Below are 22,376 nucleotides of genomic sequence, written 5' to 3' on the forward strand. Positions count from 1 at the left end.
TGTTGGTTACCCGATCATATGCATTTATTGTTGTTATCTGAACTATTTGATCACCACTGTGTTTCCTCTGATCTCATACCTGAAACCCTTTCCCGAAGTGCTGAGCGCCTGCAATACGTTATGTAGTTTTTCGTTTCTGATTTTCAGCTTATATCGCTGTTGAAGTAGTGCCGGGTTGGCGCATGAAACCGTTATACCATACCATCTCGAAAGGCGTTTCGTGATATTTTCCAATGTTTCGTAGTTAAATACAAATGCGCCCTTTTCCCAGGCGTGACTATTGGCTGCAATGGTGGCCGCCACCTGTACCTGACCGGATTTGCGTGCATAAGTCAGCTCCTGGTCGGGCAAAAGGATGCTCCCCGGCGTGTTGCCCCCAGGAATGGTCACGCCAACCTTACCAGTGGCAACGGTTACCGCAATGGCCTCGTCGTCCTTATAAGATCTCACGTTAAAAGACGTTCCCAATACCTGTACCTGCAATTCATCCGTTTTAACAAAAAACGGATGACGGTCGTCCTGCTTCACATCGAAGAAGGCCTCTCCTTGCAGGCTCACCGTTCGTGCATCACCTGTAAATTGCTCCGGGTACTGCAAGCGGCTTTCCGCGTTCAGGTATACGATAGTACTGTCGGGCAGCACGACCTTCAGCAGTTTGCCCGCCTTGGTGGTGCTTTCCAGCATGGCTATTGCCATCGGTGCCTGCTTCTTATTGAAATGATACCAGCCATAACCGCCTACCGTTGCGATCAGCAACACAGCTGCTGCGTATTTGAACATCGGCATCAGCTTAAATCGTTTCGCCGGTAGGGGTTTGGGCGTGGTTATTTTTTGACGGAACGTTGCCTGCCAGGCTTCCAGCTGAGTGGTTTCTGCAGGTTCGTCCGGAATTTCGGTCCAGCGCTCGTTCAGCATCTCTTCCAATAGCTGCTCCGCTTCCGGTTGTTGCAGGAATGTGCGAACACGCACCAATTCTTCCGGTGTACAGCGATTGTCGATGAATTTTCTAAGCAATGTTTTATCCAGGGGACGTTCCATACCCTATAGAACACAAAAAAAGTGGCTTACCCCTAATGCAACGACAAAATATTTAAGAAAGGAACAGCGCTGCCAGGATTAACGTAGTATCAGATATGGTTTTCAACTTCTTACGAAGAATAACAAGCGATGCGCTGATATGATGCTCCACCGTTCTTACGGATAAGTTAAGCCGGCTGGCAATCTCAGGATAGGTAAGCTCCTCGTGCCGGCTGAGTTCAAAAACTTTTTTGCGTTGCGGGCTAAGGGCTTCGAGGTGTTGGTGATATTGATTATTTATTTCGGTAGTAAGCAGGCTATGATCAGCCGAGCGGCTGTCCGCATAATCGCGTTCTTCACTTACATCAAGACCACTGGTTTCTAGCGCTCTTCTGCGCCAATAGTTGATGAGTGTATTTTTCATCGCCTTAAACAGATAAGGACCCAGACTGTCCTCCACCACGATGTTACCACGGCGCTGCCAGATGCCAAGCATCACATCCATCGCCAGTTCTTCCGCAATAAGTTTGTCTTTGGTGAAGCTGAGCGTATACTTGAAAAGCTTGTTAAAATAACGGCGAAACAATTCGTTAAAGGCGAGTTCATCACCCTTTACGGATTGTTTTAAGAGAGCATTGTCTGATAAGTCCGTTAGCTTTTGCGCCATCACATGTTTGGATTGACGGCAACAAAATTAAAAGAAGCAGGCGATGTGCATGTTAAGTAATCATTAAGTATGTATTATGGCTTTTGCACTGCTGCTTCGAACCGGGGAACGAAAAACCTGTCCCAATGATACACCCGCGCCACCGCATTACACACCTCCAGCATAAATGCATTGTTGCTGCTGTTGGTCATTACCACTATGCCGTACCCATCTTCCAGGCTGCCGTAAGAAGCACAGCTAAACCCTGCGTTGCCGCCGTTGTGATTGAAATAGTACGCGCCATTCTTATAACGGAGAAACAATCCCAGCCCGACTTTACTTTCGTTATACATTACGACGGGCTTAAATCTTTCCTGCATGTGCACACGCGACAGTACTTTACCCGAATCACCTCTCAGCACCCGCTGGCATTCAATCATATACCGGGCAATGTCAGTGGGCGTAGTCCATAAACCGGCGGCGGCCAGTTCCGGATACAAGTGATATTTGCCATTTACCGGTTTGCCATCTCTATAATACGCGGTGGCAATATTCGATGTATCGCCACAGAGCGCGTAACGGCTGCGCGTCATGCCCAGTGGATTAAGCACTTCGCGCTGTAAGAATTGTTCGTAAGGCTCGCCGGTGATGTCAGTCAGCAGCAACTGTGTGATATTTGTTCCGCCACCTGAATATTCGAAACGCGTGGCAGGCGGCAAAAAAGAACGCACGGCGGGCGAGTTAGCCGGCGCGGTACCATTGAGCACCTGGATTAATGCAGGAAGTGCTGCCCGTCGGTTATACCCCGGAAAACCGGAAACGGTTAACCCGGCCGAATGACTCAGTAATTGCCTTGCGGTAATCACTTTACCCGCAGCCGCACTGTCGTACGGAAACTTCCAGGTGGTAAGGTATCGGTTGACATCTGTATCCAGGTCCAGCCTGCCCATCTGCACCAGCTTTAACAATGCCATACTATTGATGCTTTTACTGATAGAGGCAGCCTGGAATAAGGTGTTCGCATTCACAGATCTCTTTTCTAATTCATCTGCCATGCCATAGCCTTTAACCCATACAATCTGGTAATTGTATATAACGGCGATACTCACACCCTTCACATGCAAATCGCGCATTCGCTGGTAAATATTCATTGACGGGATCGTACTATCCGCGCTGATGATCATTTCCGGCGTAAGTGAATTTTCAACTGCGATGATGGCGTCTTTGACGTCTGCGGGAACTTGTGCATGTGCAATATTGACGAAAAGCACGGTCCACAGGGTAAACAAATAGTCAGGTACCTTAAGCAATTTCATTGGGCTGAGTTTAGGGGAGCAATCTCAGTCTTAAAGTACGAAATAACGCTCACTTTTTCGGCACAAAACAACAAAGCAACTACCACGGCACGCCGGTAGTTGCTTTGTTAAAACAGGATAAATAGCGATTATGGAAGCAATACCTGGTCGACCACATGGATAACACCATTAGTCGTTACCATATTGGCAGAGGAAATGCTGGCGGCAGTCGTGTTCTTATTACCTTTCACTTTCGCACCGCCGGTTAACGTAACCGTCAGCGTAGCACCGTTCACTGTCGCTGGTTTAGCACCTTCGGTGAGGTCGCTGGAGAATACGCGTGATGCTACTACGTGATAAGTAAGAATGCTGGTAAGCACTGCTGGATCAGCTGCCTGGATAGCCGCTACGTTCGCAAAACCTGCATTGATGAACGCCTGGTTAGTAGGCGCAAAAACCGTAAGCGGACCAGCGCCGGAAAGTACCTGTGCAACGTTGGTAGATCCCGTGCTGGCTCTCACTACCGCAGCAACCAGGAAGCTAAAATTCGGATTAGCCTGCGCTGCTTCTACGATATTGCCGCTTGGTGGCATGAGCACCGTGTTGATCACGTGTATCACGCCGTTGCTGGCCATTACGTCTGCCTCTAATACAGTGGCGCCGTTCACAAATACGCCATTCGCATTTTTGGTAACGAATATGTCCACGTCTGCTGAGGTTTTAACAGCCGTGTTGCTGGCAGTGGCAATCGCCGATGAAGCGATCTTCTGTCCCACAACATGGTACATCAAAATCTTTTTCAAAGTTTCAGCGGGAACAGCTTTGATTTTAGCCTCGGTATCAAATCCCGCTGCTACAAATGCTGCGTTGTTCGGTGCAAATACGGTGAAGGGGCCGGTACCAGCCAATACGCTTCCTAAACCGGCATGTGCCACGGCCACGTTCAGGAGGGAGAAGTTGCTGTTGGTTGCCACGATGGCAGCGATACTCTTGTTCGTAGGTTGGTCGTCGTCCTTACTGCAAGCGCCCAACAATACTGTAGCCAATACAACCAGCATCATCATACCCCGCTTAACCAGGGGTAAAGTAGTTTTTTTCATAACATTTGGTGTTTTTGAAAACATACCAAACGGAATGCCATTTAGTATTTTTAAATACTATTATTGTAGGTATCTCACATAAATTTGTCTTTTTTAATACTATTTACAGTTATAAATACACTTCACTTCTTCTAAAAGTGTGGACAATTCGGTACAAGTAGTATTTTTTTACACCACATTAAACCTACAACCAAAACCGCTGTCAAAACCAAAGTCCGCCTTAACCGGATACACCTTTTTAACCATCATTCAAACGAAACACCATGAAACCACTGCATTTCATTATCGCGGGCACTTTTTTGATCGGCACCTTCGCTTCCTGTAAGAAAGAAGAAAATAAGTCGACCGACCTTCGCATCAGGCTCACCGATGCTCCCTATGACGCATCGGAAGTGAATGTTGACATCGAACAGGTACGCGTTAAATTCAGCGACGACAACAGCGATACCGAAGGCTGGATCGACCTGGCCACCACGGCAGGCATCTACAACCTCTTAGATTATCAAAATGGTGTGGATACGCTGCTCGCACATGCGGTTGTGCCTACCGGCAGACTAAGAGAAATCAGGCTCGTACTGGGTAGCGATAACAGCATTAAAATCGGTACCAACGTTTACCCACTCACCATTCCCAGCGGCAGCAGTAGCGGGCTAAAGATCAAGCTGGATAAAAACCTTCGCCCGGACCTGGACTCCGTAATCGTAGACTTCGATGCGGCATTGTCTATCTTCCAGGAAGGAACCGGCGATTATAAACTTAAGCCCGTACTGAAAATTAAATAAGAAACGGAGAAAGAGTCACCCGCTATCTGATCACCAGAATGGCAAGTGAGAAGGAAATTTCGGGCGATAAAGGGTGAAGGTATACTTATAGTATAGAGGCCTTCAACAGGGGCGCGGGTTTCAGAAGATCAGGGTATAGAATGGAAATAAGATCCATATACGAATAGAGGCGCCAGTACATGCTGACGCCTCTATTTCGTTTTATCGCCTGTTCACAACAGGGAACTGTGATATTCTCAAATTTGTACAGCCATAAGGCACTAACACGATGTCTTCTTCCTCAGCCGCCGATTCGAAGCGGTAAGTGATGCTGAAAGGCAGCGGTCCGGCCATTTCATTGTATAGTTGCCAGGAAGGTATCCTGCGGGCTTTCGTTTTGATTTGCACGGGTGCATTGTCCAGGTTCCAGGGGTAGGTTGCGACAATAGCTTTCTTTTCAAACTGATACTGTTCCTCCATTTTCTGGCGGTCTGTCTGTATCAGCCCGTAGTTCCAGGGGGTTGTTGGCCGCACTTCGTAAAACTCAGGTCCACCATAGTTGTTCGGGTGACCAGGATTTTTTACCAGCTTGGTCGACTCTCCTATCTTCAAGGCATATACGAGCGGACCGCGTTCTACAGAAATAGCGTTCTCTTCCCAGGTGTTGCGGTAAATGTGCATAGGAAGTGTTAACTCCACTACATCTCCATCTTTCCAGGTGCGGCTGATTTTTACGACCTGGTTGCCTTCCGGCTGTGACCAGTTCTCGCCGTTTACTTTGATGGTCGCGCTTTTACACCAGGCGGGAATACGCAGGTGCAGCGGGAAGGTAACGGTCGATTTCTTAGCAGTATTAAATACAAAACGCACTTCCTCGTTAAAAGGATAATTGGTTTCTTCTTTAAAACTTACAGGCTTGCCGTTGATCACCGTCTTCACGTCGCTGGCTGCGTACACGAGGGCGGCCAGACCACTATCAGCCGTGGTATACCAGAGGTTCTGTGCGAACTTGGGCCAGCCCTGGTGCATGTTGGCCGTGCAACAAGGGAAGCCGGTGAGCAGGCCGTAACATACATCTGTACCATCGTGGTTCGTTTCGAAGTTGCGCATCTTATGTGTCGCCATCACCTGGTTAGCCTGCTGAAAATACTGGCGGGTCAGGAAGTCGTCGGAAGCCTGTGCAGGTAAAGCATTGAAGGCAATTTTTTCAAGATGATCTGCAAAGGATACCTGGCCGGTAATTTCGAGCATGCTTTCCAGCGAGAACATCATTTCTACTGCGGAACAAAATTCAGAACCCTGGGTAGGATTGTTACCATGCAGCGTTTCGTCGCCACCATAGAGGCCGTGGGCCATGCCATTGAACTTACGCAGATCCGCGAAACCGGTCTGGATGGCATCCAGGTATTTTTGTTCGGGATGACGTTGATAGTAGATCATCGGTTCCTTGAATCCCTGCGCCAGGTTCACACAGTGGATGCTGCCTTGCGTAGCCAGCAGCTTGCGGTCGAGGAAGGCGGTGGTGTAATCGAAGGTTTGTTTGTGCAACAGGTCGCCGAGTTCCAGCAGAAAGTTGTCGCCGGTGATGTTGTACAGCCAGTACACGAGCATCAGGTTATCGCCACCCCTGTACTTCGCCCAGAAGGTCCAGTTGTCGAGGGGTTTGGACGGCAGTTCTTTCAGCTGGTAACGGAAATAATTAGTCATCAGTTTGATCACACGCTGGTCGCCAGTGGCAGAGTAGTATTGTTTCAGCACTTTCAGCATCACCATTTTCGGCCACCAGTCACGACTATTGTCGCGCTGCACGCCGGGTTCCGGACCGTAGTCTTTCGACGGACCAAAGTATCCGTCGGGTTGCTGGCTTTTAATCGCCCACTCTACCCAGGGTTTGGTTTTAGCGATCAGTTCTTTATCGTCGAGCAGATACGCGAGTGGCAATAGTCCGTCGAGCCAGTACGGACCACGCTCCCACTGGTCGCCGTCGCCGCCCAGCCAGCCGTTGCGGTTGCCCATGACAGAGGGGTATAGGCGGTCGAGCTGACCGGTAGCGCCGGTTTTTTGCCGGACGAGCATCTCCTTCAGCCAGCCTTGCGCTTTGATAGCCCCCAACGGCAATTCGCGGTAAGGGTTCTGTCGCAATGCTGTACGCTGCGCTTCGCCTGTGGCCTGGGCTGATGTGTGTAATACTCCGCCAAGACAAATGGCAGCCAACATGATCTTTAATCTCATAATCTCAAATTTAATAACGCTTATTCAAAAAAGAAACACGGGGCATGCGTAAGATTACGTACCCCGTATTCCTAAGACAAAAACAAAAATCAGGTCTACTTCAGCTTTGGATTCGCGTTAACCGCTACCTGCGGAATCATGAACGTGGCCCTGTCGGCACCCTGCGGTTTGTGCGACAACCAACTTTTCGTAGTGTATACGCCAAACCGAATGTTATCGCGACGGCGTTGTGCCTCCCATGCAAACTCCCAGCCCAGCTCGTCCATGAAACCACCGAACGGCACAACAGCTGTATTTCCCGGATCCACCAACTGATAATTTTCTACGTAACCATACTGGTAGCGCGTATTGCCGGTAAGCGCAGCCCCGCTGACATTCGCCTTGACAGGATCTGTAAAACTTCTCCGGCGCACATCTGTTACCAGCAATGCCGCACCGTCTGCGTCGCCCGTCCGCATCATACACTCGGCTTTCATCATCAATACCTGCGCGTAGCGAAAGAACGGAAAATCATTACTCAGGTCGAAGCGCGCACCAATCTTGATCTCGAACTTATTCATGCGATAACCTTCCGCTTCGCCGGTGAACAGTCCGTCGGGCAGGTTCTTTGTGAACACCAGGTTCTGACCGGCAATGTCGTAGGAGCCTTTTAATGGCGTGGTGCCGTCCAGCGCAAACTGTTGTCCCATCAGCCAGGTATCACCCAGGCGTTTATCGGCGGGATCGTAGGTATCGATGAACTGAGGCACGCCCATCGCGGAGCCCGAGCCCCAGGGCGTTATTTGCATCGCGCGTTTATCACGCAGTGCGGCATGCCAGGAAAACATGTCTACAAAAAAGCCTCCACCGCGGTTTTCATCAAAGGGGATGGCGAATACGATCTCCGGCGAGTTTTCGTTCTGCGTTCTGAACACATCGCGGAAGTTGTCTTCCAGGCTGTACTTACCACTGTTGATGATCTCGTTGCATTGGGTGAGGCAATCGCCCCACTTATCTTCGCCCACATATACTTTCGCGTTGAGGTAGATGTTGGCAAGTAAAGCCCTGGCAGCCCATTCATTGAAACGGCCATGCATTGCCGTGCCGTTAGTTTTACTAAGATCAGGAATCGCCTCATTCAGTTCGGTCACAATGAAATCATAGATATTTTTTCGTGTTGCCTTTTCCGGTAGTTCGGTACCGATCGTGGTAACGAGCGGCGCATCACCGAAGTTGTCGCATATCAACCAGTAAAAGAAAGCCCGCGCAGCCCGCATTTCCGCGATCAGCGATTCTTTCGTCACACCAGTTGGCGGCGGCACTTTACCCGATTCCAGTTGAGCGATGACCCGGTTGGAATTGGTAACGCCGCGGTACAGGATGTTCCACATGTTGAGCAGCTGCGGGTTTTCGGAGTTCCAGGTGTGCAGGTGCATTCTTTTAAAAATGCCGCCGTCGTCCCAGCCGGAAGGGTTGGCGGGCATCACCAGTTCATCCGAAGTGGTTTCCTGCGCCATATAAAAATTCGTATGACCGAACAGGCTGCGCATATTCGCATATACAATGCCCATTGCCGTCGTAGCATTATCGTAGGTGTAGTTTTGTTCGGTAACGTCGGAATATACGATCTCGTTCAGATCGCTGTTGCAGGCGCCCAGCATAGAGGGAGCCAATGCCAGGGCCAGGATGCATTTTTTAAAACGTGTCATGATCTGTCTTGGTTAAAAGGTGAAAGATGCGCCAAGCGTAAAGGTGGTGGTAGCAGGATAACGATCGCGGTTATCGAAACCAGGTGTAAGTCCCGATACACCTACTTCCGGATCAACACCGGTGTATTTGGTAAAGGTGACCAGGTTAGAACCTGATGCATATACTCTCAAACCCTTTATCGCTACCTTCTTCAGCGGGATGCTGTAGCCGATCGTTACGTTGTCGATCTTCCAGTAATCACCGTCTTCAATATAATAACTCAGGTAATTCAGCGACTGATCATCCGCCAGCGGGCGTTTGCCATAAATGTTATCATAAGCGGAAGTAAGCAGGTTGCCACGTGTAAGCATCACCGGCGCCGCATAAAACATACGGGGCGAGTTCAATACCTGGAAGCCGAAAGCACCGCGCATGGTCACATTCAGGTCGAAGTTTTTATAACTCAGGCTGTTGTTGAAGTTGAGGTAATGCTTCGGCAAACCATTACCGATAATCTGTTTATCATCCGCCTGCTGCTGCGCGATCGGCTTGGCTGCTCCATCTTTCCCTTCAATGATCCAATACCCGTTTTCATCAATATCGACGGACTTAAAGCCCCAGAAATTACCGATAGGCTGACCAATCTGTATCCTTGCCAACGCCTGCTGAATGGGCTCTTCGGTGGTACCGGCATCGAAGTAACCGGCTGCCAGCTGAAAGTTTTTATCGGACAGTGACAGCAGTTTATTTTTATTGGTAGAATAGTTGATTGACGTATTCCATTTGAAATCCTTTTGATCGATGGCCGCTACATTCACCTGGAATTCGATCCCCTTGTTTTCCATAGACGCCGCATTGGCGCGAATGGTATTATACAGATACGGCGGCGTAGGCACCGAATAATCTAGTAATAAGTCGCGTGTAGTGCGCTTGTAAAGGTCGAGCGAGCCGGTTACGCGGTTGTTCCATAAACCATAATCAAGACCGATGTTCGCCTCCTCTTTTTTTCCCAGCGCAGGTCAGGATTCGCATTGGTAGATGGATTGATCGCCTGTACCCATTGTCCGTTCACCAATGTATAGGTATCGAAGTTCAGGCGGTTGAGCGACATGTAGGGATCGTTGGGCTCTGTACCGGTAATGCCGTAACCACCGCGCAACTTCAATGCACTAACAGCTTTCACGTTTTCCATAAAGCCTTCGTTCCGTATATTCCAACCGGCGGATACGGCCGGAAAATTACCATACTTGTTGTTCACACCAAATTTGGAAGAGCCTTCACGACGGATGCTAGCCATCAGCAAATACTTGTTTTTAAAGCTGTAGTTCAATCGGAAGAAGTACCCGATCAGTTTATTGCTACTTTGATAGGAGTTCTGCGGCGCCTCTCCCCTTGCGAGTGCCAGTCCGGCCCCGATATTATTATAGGAAAAATCATCTGTCGGAAAATCCCAGTTCTGCATCCAGTAATCCTGGTAGTTCGTTTGTCGCCAGCTGTAGCCGCCCAATACTGTGAAATCGTGATCGGCGAAGCTGCGCTGGTAGTTGACCGTAAGTTCCAGCAAATCTTCCTGCGAACGCGTGGTACCGCGGGAGGCGTAGCCATTGCGGCCGTCGCGCAAAGTGGAGTAGTGTTTCTTGCTTTCGTAATAACCGCGCGTACTGTTATTGAGGTCGCGGGAGCCGAGTAACATCACATCGAGGCCTTTGATCGGGGAGTAAGTAACGGTACCGATCGTACGGAAATTGGCCTGCTGATTTTTGCCGTCCGTTTCCATCAACAGCGATACCGGGTTGGCGTAGGCGGTTTTATCTGTATGTTCGGTCCAGTTACCATTGGCGTCTTTTACCGGGTCGGTGGGATTATACGTAAGACCGTTGCGGTATACATCGCCGCGGTAGGCACCACCGTCAGAACCGGAGAAGTAAGTTTGCTGGCTGCCGCTCAGGTTGGCGTTCAGGCGAAGTTTTCCATCCAGCATACGATGATTTACTTCGATACGTGGATATAAGATCTTGTTATCCGAGCGCAGGATGAGCCCCTGCATGCTGCGGTAGTTCAGGTTAGCGATGTAGCTCGTATTTTTAGAGCCGCCGCGCAGGGAGAGGTTATATACCTGCGAGATGGGCGTGCGTGTAATTTCATCGATCCAATCGGTGGTAGCACCATAGTCGTAAGCGCCTGGTTTGCCTTGCGCCACCAGCTCGCGGTATTGCGCAGCATTCATAAAATCAAGTTTACGGGTGATGCGTTGCGCCGTTACATAACTGTTTACGTCAATCGTGGCAGGCATTTCTCCTGCCACTTTACGCGTGGTGATAAGTATCACGCCGTTCGTACCTCTTGTGCCGTAAATAGCGGCGGCAGATCCGTCTTTCAATACATCGATCGATTCTATGTCTTCCGGCGCTACCGTGGTAAGCGTTCCCGGCACACCGTCGATCAGCACCAATGGGGAAGTACCGGACGTGATTGTTGTGATACCGCGAAGATTGATCTGCGCCGTACTCGTAGGATTACCATCTGGCGTAATCACGTTCAGCCCGGCCACTTTGCCGCGCACCAGTTGGGCAGCATCCTGCACGGCACCTTTCACGAAGTTTTCTGATATCACGCTGGCAATGGCGGTGGTTACCCGTTCGCGCTTCTGTGTGCCATAACCGACAACCACAACGGCGTTGAGCGAAGTTTCGGTAGCGAGCAGCTTTACATTGATCGTGCTGCGATTGCCGACCACGACTTCCTGCGGGGTGAAGCCGATATAACTGAATAGCAGCGTAGCGGATTCGCGCGGAACAGCGATACTGTAATGACCGGCGGCATCGGTCGCCACACCGGTACTTCCTCCTTTGATCCTGACGCCCACGCCTGGCAGCGGCGTGCCGGATTCGTCGGTCACCGTTCCCGACACTTTCACTTCTTGAAAATAGTTCGTAGTTGGCTCGTACTCTCCTATCGCCCTGGCGGGATGGGAAAAGAGCGCCAGCGGGAGCACGGTAATTCCTACCATGGCCACCCAACCGGCCGGAAGAAGTAAGCTTCTTTTCATAACGGTCAGCTAATTTATTTGATAACAGGATGTAAACACCCGCTGCACATAATGGCAGTACGGTTTATTTTGGTTGTTTGCAACAAGCTTCAGTGGATCCAGGAAGCGAGTCAAAATAACAAGAATTAAAAATGATGGGCTTAACACTCCGTATCATAATTCTCCCAATTTGTATCAGCCCTGCATTTTGCCCCCGTTTTGGCTATTTTTGAAGGGATGAGATATGCGCTTCTTTATATACTGCTGTTTTGTATGGCCGGCACTGCCCGGTCGCAGCCGGTGTACTTCAGGCATTACCAAGTAGAGGACGGACTGCCAAATAACACGGTGTTTGCTGTCTTACAGGATAGCAAGGGTTTCATGTGGTTCGGCACGAAGGAAGGCCTCAGCAGGTTTGACGGCAGCGCGTTCAAGGCTTTCAACATGGCGCAGAACAATGGCCTTAATACGCGGGAGTTCGTGTATTGTATAGGCGAAGGTATTCGAAATACGCTATGGATCGGCACGCGTAAAGGTGTATACGAGTTTGATCCTCGTACAGAAACGTTTACGGCCAGGGCGCCGGCACAAAAAGGCGAAGTGCTGGACATTATCACTGATGGCAAAGGGAAGGTATGGTTTACCGCCGACCTGCGATTAAATTGTTACGATGAACGGAATGAGCGCATCACCAGTTACTTGCCCAACCTGCGCATCGCCGCCATCAGCATGGGCGAAGACGGTACGATATGGGCAGGTGCCATCGATGGGGCTATCTTACGATATGAGGCCGACAGCTTCCGTTGTGTAAACCCTGGCAATACAACTTTGCGTGATATGAACGCGCTTTACGCTGCGGCAACAGGAGAGATACTGGTCGGCACTATTCGTGGACTGACCGCCTTCGACCCCGCCACCGGGCATTATCGTCCGTTACTGGGCAAGAAGCCGGTGTATGTGCGCGACATTCTTCACTTTTCCGGCAATGAATATTGGATTGCGAGTGAATCGGGCATTCATAGTATCAATCTGGCCAACGGCACTATACAGTTATTGCAGCAACAGGATTCCGACCCTTATTCTCTTTCTGATAATGCAGCCTACACTTTATACCGCGACCGTGAAGGCGGCACCTGGTGCGGCACTTATTTCGGGGGATTAAATTACTATCACCAGCAACACAGTTACTTCAGAAAATACTTCCGGACCAGTACCAGCAATAGTTTAAGCGGCCACGCTGTTCGTGAAATATGTGCCGATGGTCATGGTAATTTGTGGATTGGTACCGAGGATGCAGGGCTGAATAAACTCAACACTTCATCCGGAGAGATCACTCGTTATCCTTACCCGACAGCCGTTTCATCTACAAATATTCATGCACTACTGGCAGATGGAAATGAACTATGGGTGGGAACTTTTCAGCAGGGGCTGGATGTGCTGGATATTCGGACCGGTAAACGCCTGCGGCACTACAATGCCGATCCGGCGGGCAACGGTTTAAAATCGAACTTTATCATCTCTGCCTGCAAAACGGAATCGGGTGATCTGCTGTTTGGTACCAGTCATGGCATTTACCGTTACGAGCGCACCAGCGGGCGATTTGTGCCAGCACCGGGCTTTCCTGAACATTGTTATGTATTTAGTTTGTACGAAGACCAGGATGGCTGCCTTTGGGCAGGCACCATCGGTAACGGGCTCTATTATTATCACCCGAAAAAAGGAACGAAAGGTAATTTCCGCTACGACGCCAGCGGCAAAGGTATCAGCAGCAACAGCATCTGCGGCCTATTTGAAGACAGTCAGCAACAACTCTGGATATCCACCGAAGGCGGTGGCCTGTGCCGGCTCGATAAAGACAGGCGGCAGTTCAGCCGTTTCAATACCAGCTCCGGCCTGCCGAGCGACATGGTGTACAAAGTGTTAGAAGATCCGCAACATCGCCTCTGGATCAGCACTTCCCAAGGACTCGTCGTACATGACCCGGCAGCAGAAAGCTGGAAAGTGTACAGCAAATCACACGGACTGCTCACCGATCAATTCAATTATAATGCAGGTTACAGTGATAGTTCCGGCACCTTATTTTTCGGCAGTGTAAAAGGACTGATCAGCTTCCGCCCTGCTTCCCTGCTGCCGGATACCGGTAGTCCGCCCGTACATATTACCAGCCTGCAGTTAAACAACCGTGAATTTGACCAGCTGCCGTATGCGATTAGTTTTGCGGACACAGTGCGCATCAATTACGACCAATCGTCTTTTGCGATCGGCTTCGCTGCCCTCACTTATATTGCTGCAGACATGACCACTTATGCTTACCGGTTGGATGGACTGGAGCGCAACTGGACGTACCTGCCCACCAACCGCAAAGTATATTTCACCGACCTCTCCCCAGGTGATTACCTGTTCCGCGTGCGTACTGGCTGGGACCAGCGGGAAACAAGATTATTGATACGCATCCTGCCGCCATGGTGGTTAAGCTTTCCGGCATATTTCGCATACGGTGCATGTACACTATTGCTGATCTACTTTCTTATCCGCACATACCACCGTCGCCAACGGGAGCGGCATCAGCGTAAGATGGCCATCTTTGAGCAACAGAAAGAGAAAGAGATCTATAAAGCCAAGATCGAATTTTTCACGAATGTAGCGCATGAGATACGCACGCCGCTGACATTGATTAAAGGTCCGCTCGAAATGGTGATCGATGAATTGGGCGAACATCCGGGTGTGAAAAAGAGTTTACAAAACATTGAAAGAAATACAGCGAGGCTGGTGGCCTTAACCGACCAGCTGCTGGACTTCCGGCAAACCGAGCACCAGGACTTCCGCCTTAGTTTTGTGGAGGCGGACATACCGCTTACTGTACAGAAAAACGTGCAGGCATTTGCGGTGGCGGCACAGCAGAAGTCATTGGCGTTTGAGCTGCAATTACCTGCCCAACACTTTTCTGCCTTCATCGACATGGAAGCGTTTCACAAGATCATCGACAACCTGATCGGCAATGCGCTGAAGTATGCAGGCAGCCAGGTGCTCGTGACGGTCGAAGAACCTGGTGAGCAGGGCAACTTTGTAATACGTGTAATGAACGATGGCGCACTGATTCCCTGGCAGCTGCGGGAGAAAATATTTGAACCGTTCTTCCGTATACATTCGATGGAACAACCCGGATCGGGCATTGGTCTGCCACTCGCGCGTGCGCTTACACAACTGCACAGCGGCCACTTACAACTTCGCGAACCAGTAAACGGGATGAACATCTTCGAATTAACATTGCCTGTACACCAGGAAATCGAGTTTACATTAAATGCAGTTCAATCGAAATAACACATGCTTCCTACTATATTAATCGTTGATGACAATAAAGAGATACTGGAATTCGTAGAAGAAATTCTCGGAGATCAGTATCATATTTTGAAGATCACCAACGGGCAGCAGGCGCTGGAGCTGCTGTCCAGCACCACCGTACAACTCATCGTCAGCGACGTCATGATGCCTGTCATGGACGGCTTCGAGTTCTGCCGGCGCATCAAATCAGACCTGGAACATTGCCACATACCCGTGATCCTGCTCACCGCTAAAAATACCCTGGTAGCCCGAATCGAAGGATTGGAACTCGGGGCAGACGCGTATATCGAAAAGCCTTTTTCGCCCAGGCACCTGAAAGCCCAGGTAGCCAACCTGCTCGCAAACCGGGGCATGTTGCGCGAGTACTTTGTCAACACACCACTCATTCATATCAAAAGTATGGCGAGCGGCAAAGCCGACGAACAGTTCCTGGAACGCCTGAACGACATCATCCTCCAACACCTGGACAATGCACAACTAGACGGAGAACTGCTTGCCGTAGAATTGAACATGAGCCGCCCCACCCTCTACCGGAAAATAAAAGCCATATCTAACCTCACCGTACATGAACTGATCAACCTGGCCCGTTTAAAGAAAGCTGCAGCCTTACTCGCGGAAGGCAACCTGCGCGTGTTCGAGGTCGCGCACATCACTGGTTTCAGTTCTCCCAATCACTTTAACCGGATATTCGCAAAACAGTTTTCGATGTCGCCTACTGCGTTTATGAAAACACATGCAGGCAAACGCGACCATCAAGATTAAAATTCGTAGAATCTACTGATTTAAGCAACTTGCGCATATTGCCCACCCCTTATATTGCGGTCGCGCGAATGACCGTCCCATTTAGCCCTGGGCCTGATCAAGACTTTCAAAAACCCAAGATTAACTATTGTCTATGAAACAATTCTACGTTTGCCTCTTACTTATTTTAGGGATGCACACTGCCATGGCGCAAGTCCGGATTTCCATGTTGGTCCCCAAATCGAACCAGGTGTTGGGCAATAAGGTATTTGTGGAGGGATACGCTGCCTCGTCCGCCGGGCCCATCACGTCGGTGAGAGCACAGATCAATACACAGGAGGTTACCATGAACATTGCCAACATTCCGTATTTCTTTGGCAACTTCAACCTCAGCACCCTGCCTTCCGGTCCGCTCCAATTACACATCATCGCAACCGATGCATTGAACAACCAGCTGGACACGGTAATCAACGTCCTGCGAAACAATCCGCCCACTGTAGTATTGGAATCACCTGTCAGCGAAGCAGTGGCCCGGCCGCTGTTACGCGTAAAAGCGCATGCAGTGGATGATGGTCCTGTAAGTCGCATGGAGGTAAGGTTTGCCACGCGCACTTACGTGTTTAACGGCAGCAGTGTCGATACTATATTTGATGCATCTGCAGAAGTGTCACCGTTGAGTGTATATGCGATTGATGCTTCCGACGCGGAAGCTTTCGCAACCAGTTATTTTACGGTGGATATTACACCGGGACTGAAGCAGACCTTTAGCTTACCATCGGACCACAACATCATGGAGTTCAATTATGGCCAGGTGATATCGATGACCGACATGCTCAATGCGCAGTATCAACCGAGATTACACTTGACAAATTACCCTGGCGGTGTGACTAAGACAATCCCCGGCGTTTACCGTTTTGACGTTAGTACCACCCAGCTAAAAAACATATTCGCAACCCCGAGGGGTGTAGTGTGGACGGGCAACCGAAGGGATATCGATCCAGCGCCGAGCGGTACGCTCCTGTATCAATTCCTCGACAGCGGGGTAACTGTGTTACAAGCAGGCATAAAAGCCGTGCGCGTCGCCGGTAAATACATTGCGTGGACGAGCCAGGCCGGCGATTCATTGTTCCTCCGCGACCAACTAACGCAAACCAACACCTACATCACCCGGGGAGTAGGCTATATCGACGTAGACAGTATTGGCCGCGTGCATTACACCCTCAGCAAAGGAGTGTATCTATATAATCAGGGTGTAACAAGCCTGGTGATGGCCCGCGATGCTTCCACACCTTTACACTATATTGATACAGATGGCGATTACTTATCGTTTTACGTAACGGAAGGGAATATCAACGATGTGGGCTTGTCCCTTTATAAAGATGGCGTTCGTACATCTTTCGGGGAGCTTAGGAACGGTATATTAAACATCCCGTTATATTATCGCCTGACGAACGGGCACCTCGCATTCATGAAGCACGTATCAGACAGAACATCCGTCACCTCCTTCTATATTAAATCGCCTGGCGACAGCCTAAAATTACTTAAGCAGCTCACCAGGGAAAACCGTTTCGGGTCAGAAGAACTGGGAGAGATTCGTGGCCTGAATGCGAATGGCGACTTGATGATCTGGGAGAACATTCCAAATTCCGGTACGCAGCAAATTAGTTATCATCCCAAGAATGGTTCGTCCAAATCGATCAGCAGTCTGCCACTTACCATCTACGACATCAACGGCAAATGGTACGGCTCCTACCTCAATACGTTGTACGAAATCCAGATCGATGCAGACTACAGCGCCGACGCAACGCCGTTCACGAAACCGCTGCTCATCAATCAATCTGGCCGCTTTGGCGTAAAAGACTTTACCAGTCACTTCTCCGGCCCCGAGTATGGTCCGGGTCAGCTGACAGAAGTAAAACTGATTCGTCTGCCTACCTGGGGCAACCTCGTACATCCGAACGGCACCCTGCTTAAAACGACAGGCCAGGTACTTAAACGCAGTGAACTCGAAGGGTTGCGGTATGTTCCGTTCCAGAACGTGATTGGTGCGGATACCGTTCGCTGGGAGGGTAAAAACGGTACAGTATTCGGTAACCAGGCCGCCATCACACTGATGACACATCCCAACCTCACGGCGGCGCCTAAACTCTCCGGCCTGGACAGTACCTACTGCTCCACCGTGACTGCAGATGTGATCAAGATCACCAACTATCCACCGGTAAAATGGCGCACCAGTGTAACCGTATTGCTGGATGACACTACCATATTGCCTGTAGGCCAAGACAGCAGCTTTACCATCACTCCGACAGCCGGTAGTCATACGTTGACCGTAAAGTTCAGGCACCCGCTGGACTCCATCAGTACAACTGCCCGCTTCACTACGGTGGATTGTAACACTACCAACGCCCGTATTGGCAAGATCGACGACGTGGAGATAGTATCAGCCTATCCAAACCCATTCAACAGCCAGTTTACCGTAACGGGCCTGAATGCATCTAACCGTTACACCCTATCGCTCCACGACGTGCAGGGCAGCGTGGTGTACACCGGGTTGGCGAATAACCAGCAATCGGTGGTGATTATTCCGAATGTCACCTTGCAGAAAGGTATTTATTATTTGAAAGTGTATGACGTGGCATTGCGTAAAGTAATTGCTGTGACGGCGGTCGTGAAGATGTAAACTGCCTGATTTATGAGTAAGCCGGTAAGTTGCAGACTTACCGGCTTATTTTTTGCCTTGGATTGGTTGAACAGTTCGATTCTACATTTTGTTAGCATTTATATGAAAATCCTTCTTACCGGCGCGACCGGGTACATTGGAAAACGGCTGTTGCCGACGCTGCTGGAACAACAGCACCACGTAATTTGTATGGTGCGCGATGCCGCGCGGCTGGACATTCAGCATTTCGATCAAAAGCTGGTTACCGTAGTGGAAGCAGATATGATGGATGAAAAATCCCTGGATCGGCTTCCGGGAGATATTGATGCAGCTTATTACCTGGTGCATTCCATGAGCATCAGTAGCGGTGATTTCAGTGAAGAAGAATTGCGTTCGGCGCAGCACTTTACCCGGTACCTGGATACAACGAATGCCAGGCAGCTGATCTACCTCACTGGCATTGTAAATGCGCAACAACTCAGCAAACACCTGAGTAGCCGGAAGGCGGTAGAAGACGAACTAAAGAAAGGTAAAACACCCCTGACCTCCTTGCGGGCAGGCATCATCATCGGGTCGGGCAGCGCATCCTTCGAGATCATCCGCGACCTTGTAGAAAAACTGCCAGTCATGATCGCCCCCAAGTGGCTGAAAAGTAAATGTCAACCCATCGCCATCAGCAACGTTGTGCAAATGCTGACAGGCGTTTTGGGGAAAGAACACCTCTATCATCAACACTTTGATATTTACGGTCCGGACCTGCTTACTTACCAGCAAATGCTGCTGCAATTCGCGGAAGTGAGAAACCTCAAACGCAGCATCATCATCGTGCCCGTCTTTACACCAAAGCTATCCAGCTACTGGCTCTATTTTGTGACCTCCACCTCCTACCCCCTTGCGCGCAACCTGGTGCAGAGCATGAAAGTCGATGTGATCCCCGAAGCCAACCACCTGGCCGACGAGTTAGGCGTTTCCCTCATCCCCTATAAAGAAGGGATTCGCATGGCCTTTGAGAAAATCGAACAAAACCTCGTACTTTCCAGCTGGAACGACTCAAGTCAGAACCGTATATTCAGAAAAGGTTTATCAAAACATATCGAAGTACCTAAGTTCGGCGTGTTCACTGACGTAAAAAAAATGAAAACTCACGATCCTTCACTCGCCCTGCAAAGAATATTCTCCATCGGCGGCAAAACCGGCTGGTATTATGGCAACTGGTTATGGGAGTTCCGCGGCTTCATCGATCGCCTGTTCGGCGGTGTAGGTCTGCGCCGCGGCCGCAAGAACGCCACCAATGTAGCACCTGGCGACATCCTCGACTTCTGGCGCGTGATACTTTCCAGCACCGAACAAAAGCGTTTGCTCCTGTATGCCGAGATGAAACTGCCAGGAGAAGCGTGGTTAGAGTTTTGTATCGACGAGCATAACGAGGTAACACAAACCGCGACCTTTCGTCCGCTGGGATTGTCGGGCAGGTTATATTGGTATGCGATGCTGCCGTTTCATCATTTTATATTCAGGGGGATGTTGCGGAAGATTGTGGAGTAGGGAATTGCTCTTTCTGGCCTGACATCCCCGGCCTATTGCGTGGTTAATTCACCACCCCCTCGGCAATGGCGCCGCCCTAAGTCATAAGTTTGAACGAAACGCTATAACATTCCTTTGATACGTGACGCCATCCCTTCCCTATACACCTCCCCAATCGGCAACTGCATCCCACCCAAACTTACCTTCCACTTCTCTACCATTGCGACCTGTTCCAGGTTCACGATGTACGACCGGTGGATGCGAACAAACGTTTCGGGAAGCAGCGTTTCCAGGTCACGTAGTCTATCGCCCGAAAGATGTTTACCCCCTGCGTATGAAATGCAGTGTAGTCACGCATACCTTCGATATACAAAATATCCTTTAGCAGCAATCGTATCAGCTTTTGTCCGGATTTTATGAAGATGAACGGCATAACGGTGGGAGCGGTGGATAATCGTAACAGCGCGCGCTCCGTCGCCTGCTGGAAACGTTCGTAGCCGACAGGCTTAACAAGGTAGTCGAGCACTTCGTACTCGTAGCTTTGCAGCGCATACTGCGGATAAGCCGTAACGATGATCACGGCGCACTGGCGACGCAGCAATTGCATCAGCTCAAATCCGTTGATACCGGGCATCTGGATATCCAGGAAGGCCAGCGACACTTCTCCTTCATGAATCAGCGATAACGCCTGCATACTATCGGTCGTAGCATGCAACAAACGCAGGCCAGGCGTACGTTCTACGTAACGCGCAATCAGGCGGGCAGCCAGTGGTTCATCGTCTACTACCAGGCAATTGAGTGGTTTGTCATGCATGTGGATATAGTTTTTCGCGTAATTGTTCGCTAAATGCTTCAATGGCAGGCAACACCTGCGGATCATCTATTTCCAGCAACGCTTCTATCTTCTGCATTTCGGTAAAGAGTAAGTCCGCACTCAGCTGCTGCCGTTGTTGGGCGAGCAATAAGGCTGCCTGTTCCAGCGCCAGTTCTCGTTGGCTGATAGCCTGCTGTTGCACGCGGCGAATGAAGAAATAAAGTGTGCTATATAAATAGATTGATAGAATCAATGGATAGTGATCGGCGATGAACAGCCCTGGCGGCTGATCCGCAATCAAAACGTATAAGGGCAGCAAGATCAATCCGGATGCCAGCAAAGTGGGCACCAGGAGGCGCGTCTGAAAGCAATAATGAAAACTTGCGTACACTGCGGTCGCCATTGGAAGGAACTTGAGAACGTCATACCACGACAAACCCGGAGCAGCGGCAGCATATATCAGCCCATAAAAAAGTAGGAACAGGAGCATGTTACGCATAACGAACTTTTAATTGAACGGTGAAGAAGCCAGCTTCAGGCTGTATGTGCAGACTATGTTCGCCGGGATACAACAATTGCAAACGGCGACGTATATTTTTCAATCCTATTCCATCAGCGATCACTGGCTGCGACTTACTCACAGCATTACGACAATAGAAGTGCAGCAAACCACGGTCCGCATGCAACTGCAACATGACGGGTGATGCGGTCACATCTCCATGTTTAAAAATATTCTCTACCAATGGCAACAATAGCAAAGGCGGAATGGGCGCATCCTTTATGGCAAAATGCGTTTGCAATTGTAGTGGCTGCGGATAACGAAGCTGTTGTAGTTGCAGGTATTCGCGAATGCAACGTAGTTCATCTTCCAGCGGAATAAAAGCAGGCCGCCGCGCGTAAAGAAACCGCAGCATCGCATGCAGGCTCTTAAAGGCAGGCAATGCGGCGGCGGAACGATCTTCTGCCAGCGCGTAAATATTATTCAAACTATTGAACAGGAAATGCGGATGCAGTTGCATATGCAGGAGGTCGCGCTCCGCCTGCATGCTACCGGCTGCGGTTTCCCTGCTTTCGAGCGCTTGCTGCCGCGCGTATCTTACAAAGAAAAAGACGGCCGTAAACAGCGGCATGGCCAATATCACATGCGGCCCCTTCGCATAATAGTATTCCCAGGGAAATCCGCCCCCATACACAAGGTGACGCCTGACCAGCTGCATGCCTGCAAAGGCTGTTAATGCTAAGGCAGTGCCGAGTATAGGCCGATTGCGATAATACCTGACGAGCAACCAGTAAGGCAATGCCGTAGCGCCCAGCCATAACAGGTACTCGCGCACATTAAACCAAATGCTATACTGACGGTACAGCCACGCGACAGGCGGCGCCCAACAGATGTTCGTCCACCCGTACCATAACGTATAAAACAAGAGGAAGTATGACCAGCGGGGCTTCATACTATAAATCTACACAATACCGCGGCAACGGGAAACAGGTTGGCAGAACAAAACGGGCTGTTCGCAGAAATGGCACTCTTGGGTACGCTGCATGCGGG

Annotated in this window: 17 protein-coding genes; 5 read left to right on the forward strand and 12 right to left on the reverse strand. The window is 50.0% G+C overall.

Annotation, left to right across the window (positions count from 1 at the left end):
* Nucleotides 1-42: 42 nt before the first annotated feature.
* The 4 genes from MKQ68_RS15235 to MKQ68_RS15250 form a co-directional block, all read right to left on the reverse strand.
* Nucleotides 43-1,038, reverse strand: a complete 996-nt coding sequence (locus MKQ68_RS15235) for a FecR family protein (RefSeq protein WP_264279867.1) — start codon at nt 1,036-1,038, stop codon at nt 43-45.
* 52 nt (nt 1,039-1,090) lie between these two features.
* Complete coding sequence (locus tag MKQ68_RS15240) at nt 1,091-1,684, reverse strand: RNA polymerase sigma-70 factor (RefSeq protein ID WP_264279868.1); 594 nt, start codon at nt 1,682-1,684, stop codon at nt 1,091-1,093.
* Between the two features lie 74 nt (nt 1,685-1,758).
* On the reverse strand, nt 1,759-2,979 hold the full coding sequence (locus MKQ68_RS15245) for a serine hydrolase domain-containing protein (RefSeq protein WP_264279869.1): 1,221 nt from the start codon (nt 2,977-2,979) through the stop codon (nt 1,759-1,761).
* A gap of 128 nt (nt 2,980-3,107) precedes the next feature.
* Nucleotides 3,108-4,058 carry a fasciclin domain-containing protein gene (locus MKQ68_RS15250; protein ID WP_264279870.1) on the reverse strand — a complete coding sequence of 317 codons (951 nt, stop codon included), beginning with the start codon at nt 4,056-4,058 and terminating at the stop codon, nt 3,108-3,110.
* A gap of 263 nt (nt 4,059-4,321) precedes the next feature.
* Here MKQ68_RS15250 and MKQ68_RS15255 point away from each other — a divergent pair, with 263 nt between their 5' ends.
* A complete protein-coding gene (locus MKQ68_RS15255; RefSeq protein ID WP_264279871.1) occupies nt 4,322-4,840 on the forward strand; it encodes a DUF4382 domain-containing protein in 519 nt (172 codons plus the stop codon).
* Nucleotides 4,841-5,041: 201 nt separating this feature from the next.
* Here the strand turns inward: MKQ68_RS15255 and MKQ68_RS15260 are convergent, their stop codons facing one another.
* From MKQ68_RS15260 to MKQ68_RS15275, 4 genes are all read right to left on the reverse strand, one after another.
* Nucleotides 5,042-7,051: a glycoside hydrolase family 127 protein gene (locus tag MKQ68_RS15260; protein WP_264279872.1), complete on the reverse strand. Its 2,010-nt coding sequence runs from the start codon at nt 7,049-7,051 to the stop codon at nt 5,042-5,044.
* Nucleotides 7,052-7,146: 95 nt separating this feature from the next.
* A complete protein-coding gene (locus MKQ68_RS15265) occupies nt 7,147-8,739 on the reverse strand; it encodes a RagB/SusD family nutrient uptake outer membrane protein (RefSeq protein WP_264279873.1) in 1,593 nt (530 codons plus the stop codon).
* A 12-nt stretch (nt 8,740-8,751) separates the two neighbouring features.
* The gene (locus MKQ68_RS15270; protein ID WP_349773823.1) at nt 8,752-9,732 is read right to left on the reverse strand and encodes a TonB-dependent receptor domain-containing protein; all 981 of its coding nucleotides are present in this window, start codon (nt 9,730-9,732) and stop codon (nt 8,752-8,754) included.
* On the reverse strand, nt 9,672-11,768 hold the full coding sequence (locus tag MKQ68_RS15275; protein ID WP_264279875.1) for a SusC/RagA family TonB-linked outer membrane protein: 2,097 nt from the start codon (nt 11,766-11,768) through the stop codon (nt 9,672-9,674). Before MKQ68_RS15275 ends, MKQ68_RS15270 begins: the two co-directional genes overlap by 61 nt.
* 216 nt (nt 11,769-11,984) lie before the next feature.
* On the opposite strand from MKQ68_RS15275, the gene MKQ68_RS15280 reads away from it, so the two are divergent.
* The 4 genes from MKQ68_RS15280 (at nt 11,985) to MKQ68_RS15295 (ending at nt 20,034) form a co-directional block, all read left to right on the forward strand.
* The gene (locus tag MKQ68_RS15280) at nt 11,985-15,068 is read left to right on the forward strand and encodes a sensor histidine kinase (RefSeq protein ID WP_264279876.1); all 3,084 of its coding nucleotides are present in this window, start codon (nt 11,985-11,987) and stop codon (nt 15,066-15,068) included.
* Between the two features lie 3 nt (nt 15,069-15,071).
* Nucleotides 15,072-15,851: a response regulator transcription factor gene (locus MKQ68_RS15285; RefSeq protein WP_264279877.1), complete on the forward strand. Its 780-nt coding sequence runs from the start codon at nt 15,072-15,074 to the stop codon at nt 15,849-15,851.
* Between the two features lie 133 nt (nt 15,852-15,984).
* Nucleotides 15,985-18,510, forward strand: a complete 2,526-nt coding sequence (locus tag MKQ68_RS15290; RefSeq protein ID WP_264279878.1) for a T9SS type A sorting domain-containing protein — start codon at nt 15,985-15,987, stop codon at nt 18,508-18,510.
* Between the two features lie 102 nt (nt 18,511-18,612).
* Nucleotides 18,613-20,034, forward strand: coding sequence for an SDR family oxidoreductase (locus MKQ68_RS15295; RefSeq protein WP_264279879.1), 1,422 nt, complete (start codon nt 18,613-18,615; stop codon nt 20,032-20,034).
* A gap of 101 nt (nt 20,035-20,135) precedes the next feature.
* Here MKQ68_RS15295 and MKQ68_RS25940 read toward each other — a convergent pair whose 3' ends face one another.
* Genes MKQ68_RS25940 through MKQ68_RS15310 form a run of 4 tightly spaced genes read right to left on the reverse strand, consistent with a single transcriptional unit; the run spans nt 20,136 to nt 22,278 of the window.
* Nucleotides 20,136-20,354 (reverse strand): LytTR family transcriptional regulator DNA-binding domain-containing protein, encoded by a 219-nt coding sequence (locus MKQ68_RS25940; protein WP_432803746.1) that lies wholly within the window; start codon nt 20,352-20,354, stop codon nt 20,136-20,138.
* Nucleotides 20,252-20,827 (reverse strand): LytR/AlgR family response regulator transcription factor, encoded by a 576-nt coding sequence (locus MKQ68_RS15300; RefSeq protein WP_264279880.1) that lies wholly within the window; start codon nt 20,825-20,827, stop codon nt 20,252-20,254. Before MKQ68_RS15300 ends, MKQ68_RS25940 begins: the two co-directional genes overlap by 103 nt.
* Nucleotides 20,820-21,326, reverse strand: a complete 507-nt coding sequence (locus MKQ68_RS15305) for a hypothetical protein (RefSeq protein WP_264279881.1) — start codon at nt 21,324-21,326, stop codon at nt 20,820-20,822. Before MKQ68_RS15305 ends, MKQ68_RS15300 begins: the two co-directional genes overlap by 8 nt.
* Nucleotides 21,319-22,278: a sensor histidine kinase gene (locus MKQ68_RS15310; RefSeq protein WP_264279882.1), complete on the reverse strand. Its 960-nt coding sequence runs from the start codon at nt 22,276-22,278 to the stop codon at nt 21,319-21,321. The genes MKQ68_RS15305 and MKQ68_RS15310 overlap by 8 nt, the downstream gene beginning before the upstream one ends.
* Between the last annotated feature and the right edge of the window lie 98 nt (nt 22,279-22,376).

The sequence above is a fragment of the Chitinophaga horti genome, assembly GCF_022867795.2.
GTDB classification, from domain to species: Bacteria; Bacteroidota; Bacteroidia; order Chitinophagales; family Chitinophagaceae; genus Chitinophaga; species Chitinophaga horti.

Bases quoted from the DNA above. Each gene is read 5' to 3' on its own strand.
- MKQ68_RS15305 (WP_264279881.1), bottom strand. From the start codon at position 21,326: ATGCGTAACATGCTCCTGTTCCTACTTTTTTATGGGCTGATATATGCT.
- MKQ68_RS15260 (WP_264279872.1), bottom strand. From the start codon at position 7,051: ATGAGATTAAAGATCATGTTGGCTGCCATTTGTCTTGGCGGAGTATTA.
- MKQ68_RS15240 (WP_264279868.1), bottom strand. From the start codon at position 1,684: ATGGCGCAAAAGCTAACGGACTTATCAGACAATGCTCTCTTAAAACAA.
- MKQ68_RS15295 (WP_264279879.1), top strand. From the start codon at position 18,613: ATGAAAATCCTTCTTACCGGCGCGACCGGGTACATTGGAAAACGGCTG.
- MKQ68_RS15235 (WP_264279867.1), bottom strand. From the start codon at position 1,038: ATGGAACGTCCCCTGGATAAAACATTGCTTAGAAAATTCATCGACAAT.
- MKQ68_RS15255 (WP_264279871.1), top strand. From the start codon at position 4,322: ATGAAACCACTGCATTTCATTATCGCGGGCACTTTTTTGATCGGCACC.
- MKQ68_RS15265 (WP_264279873.1), bottom strand. From the start codon at position 8,739: ATGACACGTTTTAAAAAATGCATCCTGGCCCTGGCATTGGCTCCCTCT.
- MKQ68_RS15300 (WP_264279880.1), bottom strand. From the start codon at position 20,827: ATGCATGACAAACCACTCAATTGCCTGGTAGTAGACGATGAACCACTG.
- MKQ68_RS15275 (WP_264279875.1), bottom strand. From the start codon at position 11,768: ATGAAAAGAAGCTTACTTCTTCCGGCCGGTTGGGTGGCCATGGTAGGA.
- MKQ68_RS15310 (WP_264279882.1), bottom strand. From the start codon at position 22,278: ATGAAGCCCCGCTGGTCATACTTCCTCTTGTTTTATACGTTATGGTAC.
- MKQ68_RS15290 (WP_264279878.1), top strand. From the start codon at position 15,985: ATGAAACAATTCTACGTTTGCCTCTTACTTATTTTAGGGATGCACACT.
- MKQ68_RS15245 (WP_264279869.1), bottom strand. From the start codon at position 2,979: ATGAAATTGCTTAAGGTACCTGACTATTTGTTTACCCTGTGGACCGTG.
- MKQ68_RS15250 (WP_264279870.1), bottom strand. From the start codon at position 4,058: ATGAAAAAAACTACTTTACCCCTGGTTAAGCGGGGTATGATGATGCTG.
- MKQ68_RS15285 (WP_264279877.1), top strand. From the start codon at position 15,072: ATGCTTCCTACTATATTAATCGTTGATGACAATAAAGAGATACTGGAA.
- MKQ68_RS15280 (WP_264279876.1), top strand. From the start codon at position 11,985: ATGAGATATGCGCTTCTTTATATACTGCTGTTTTGTATGGCCGGCACT.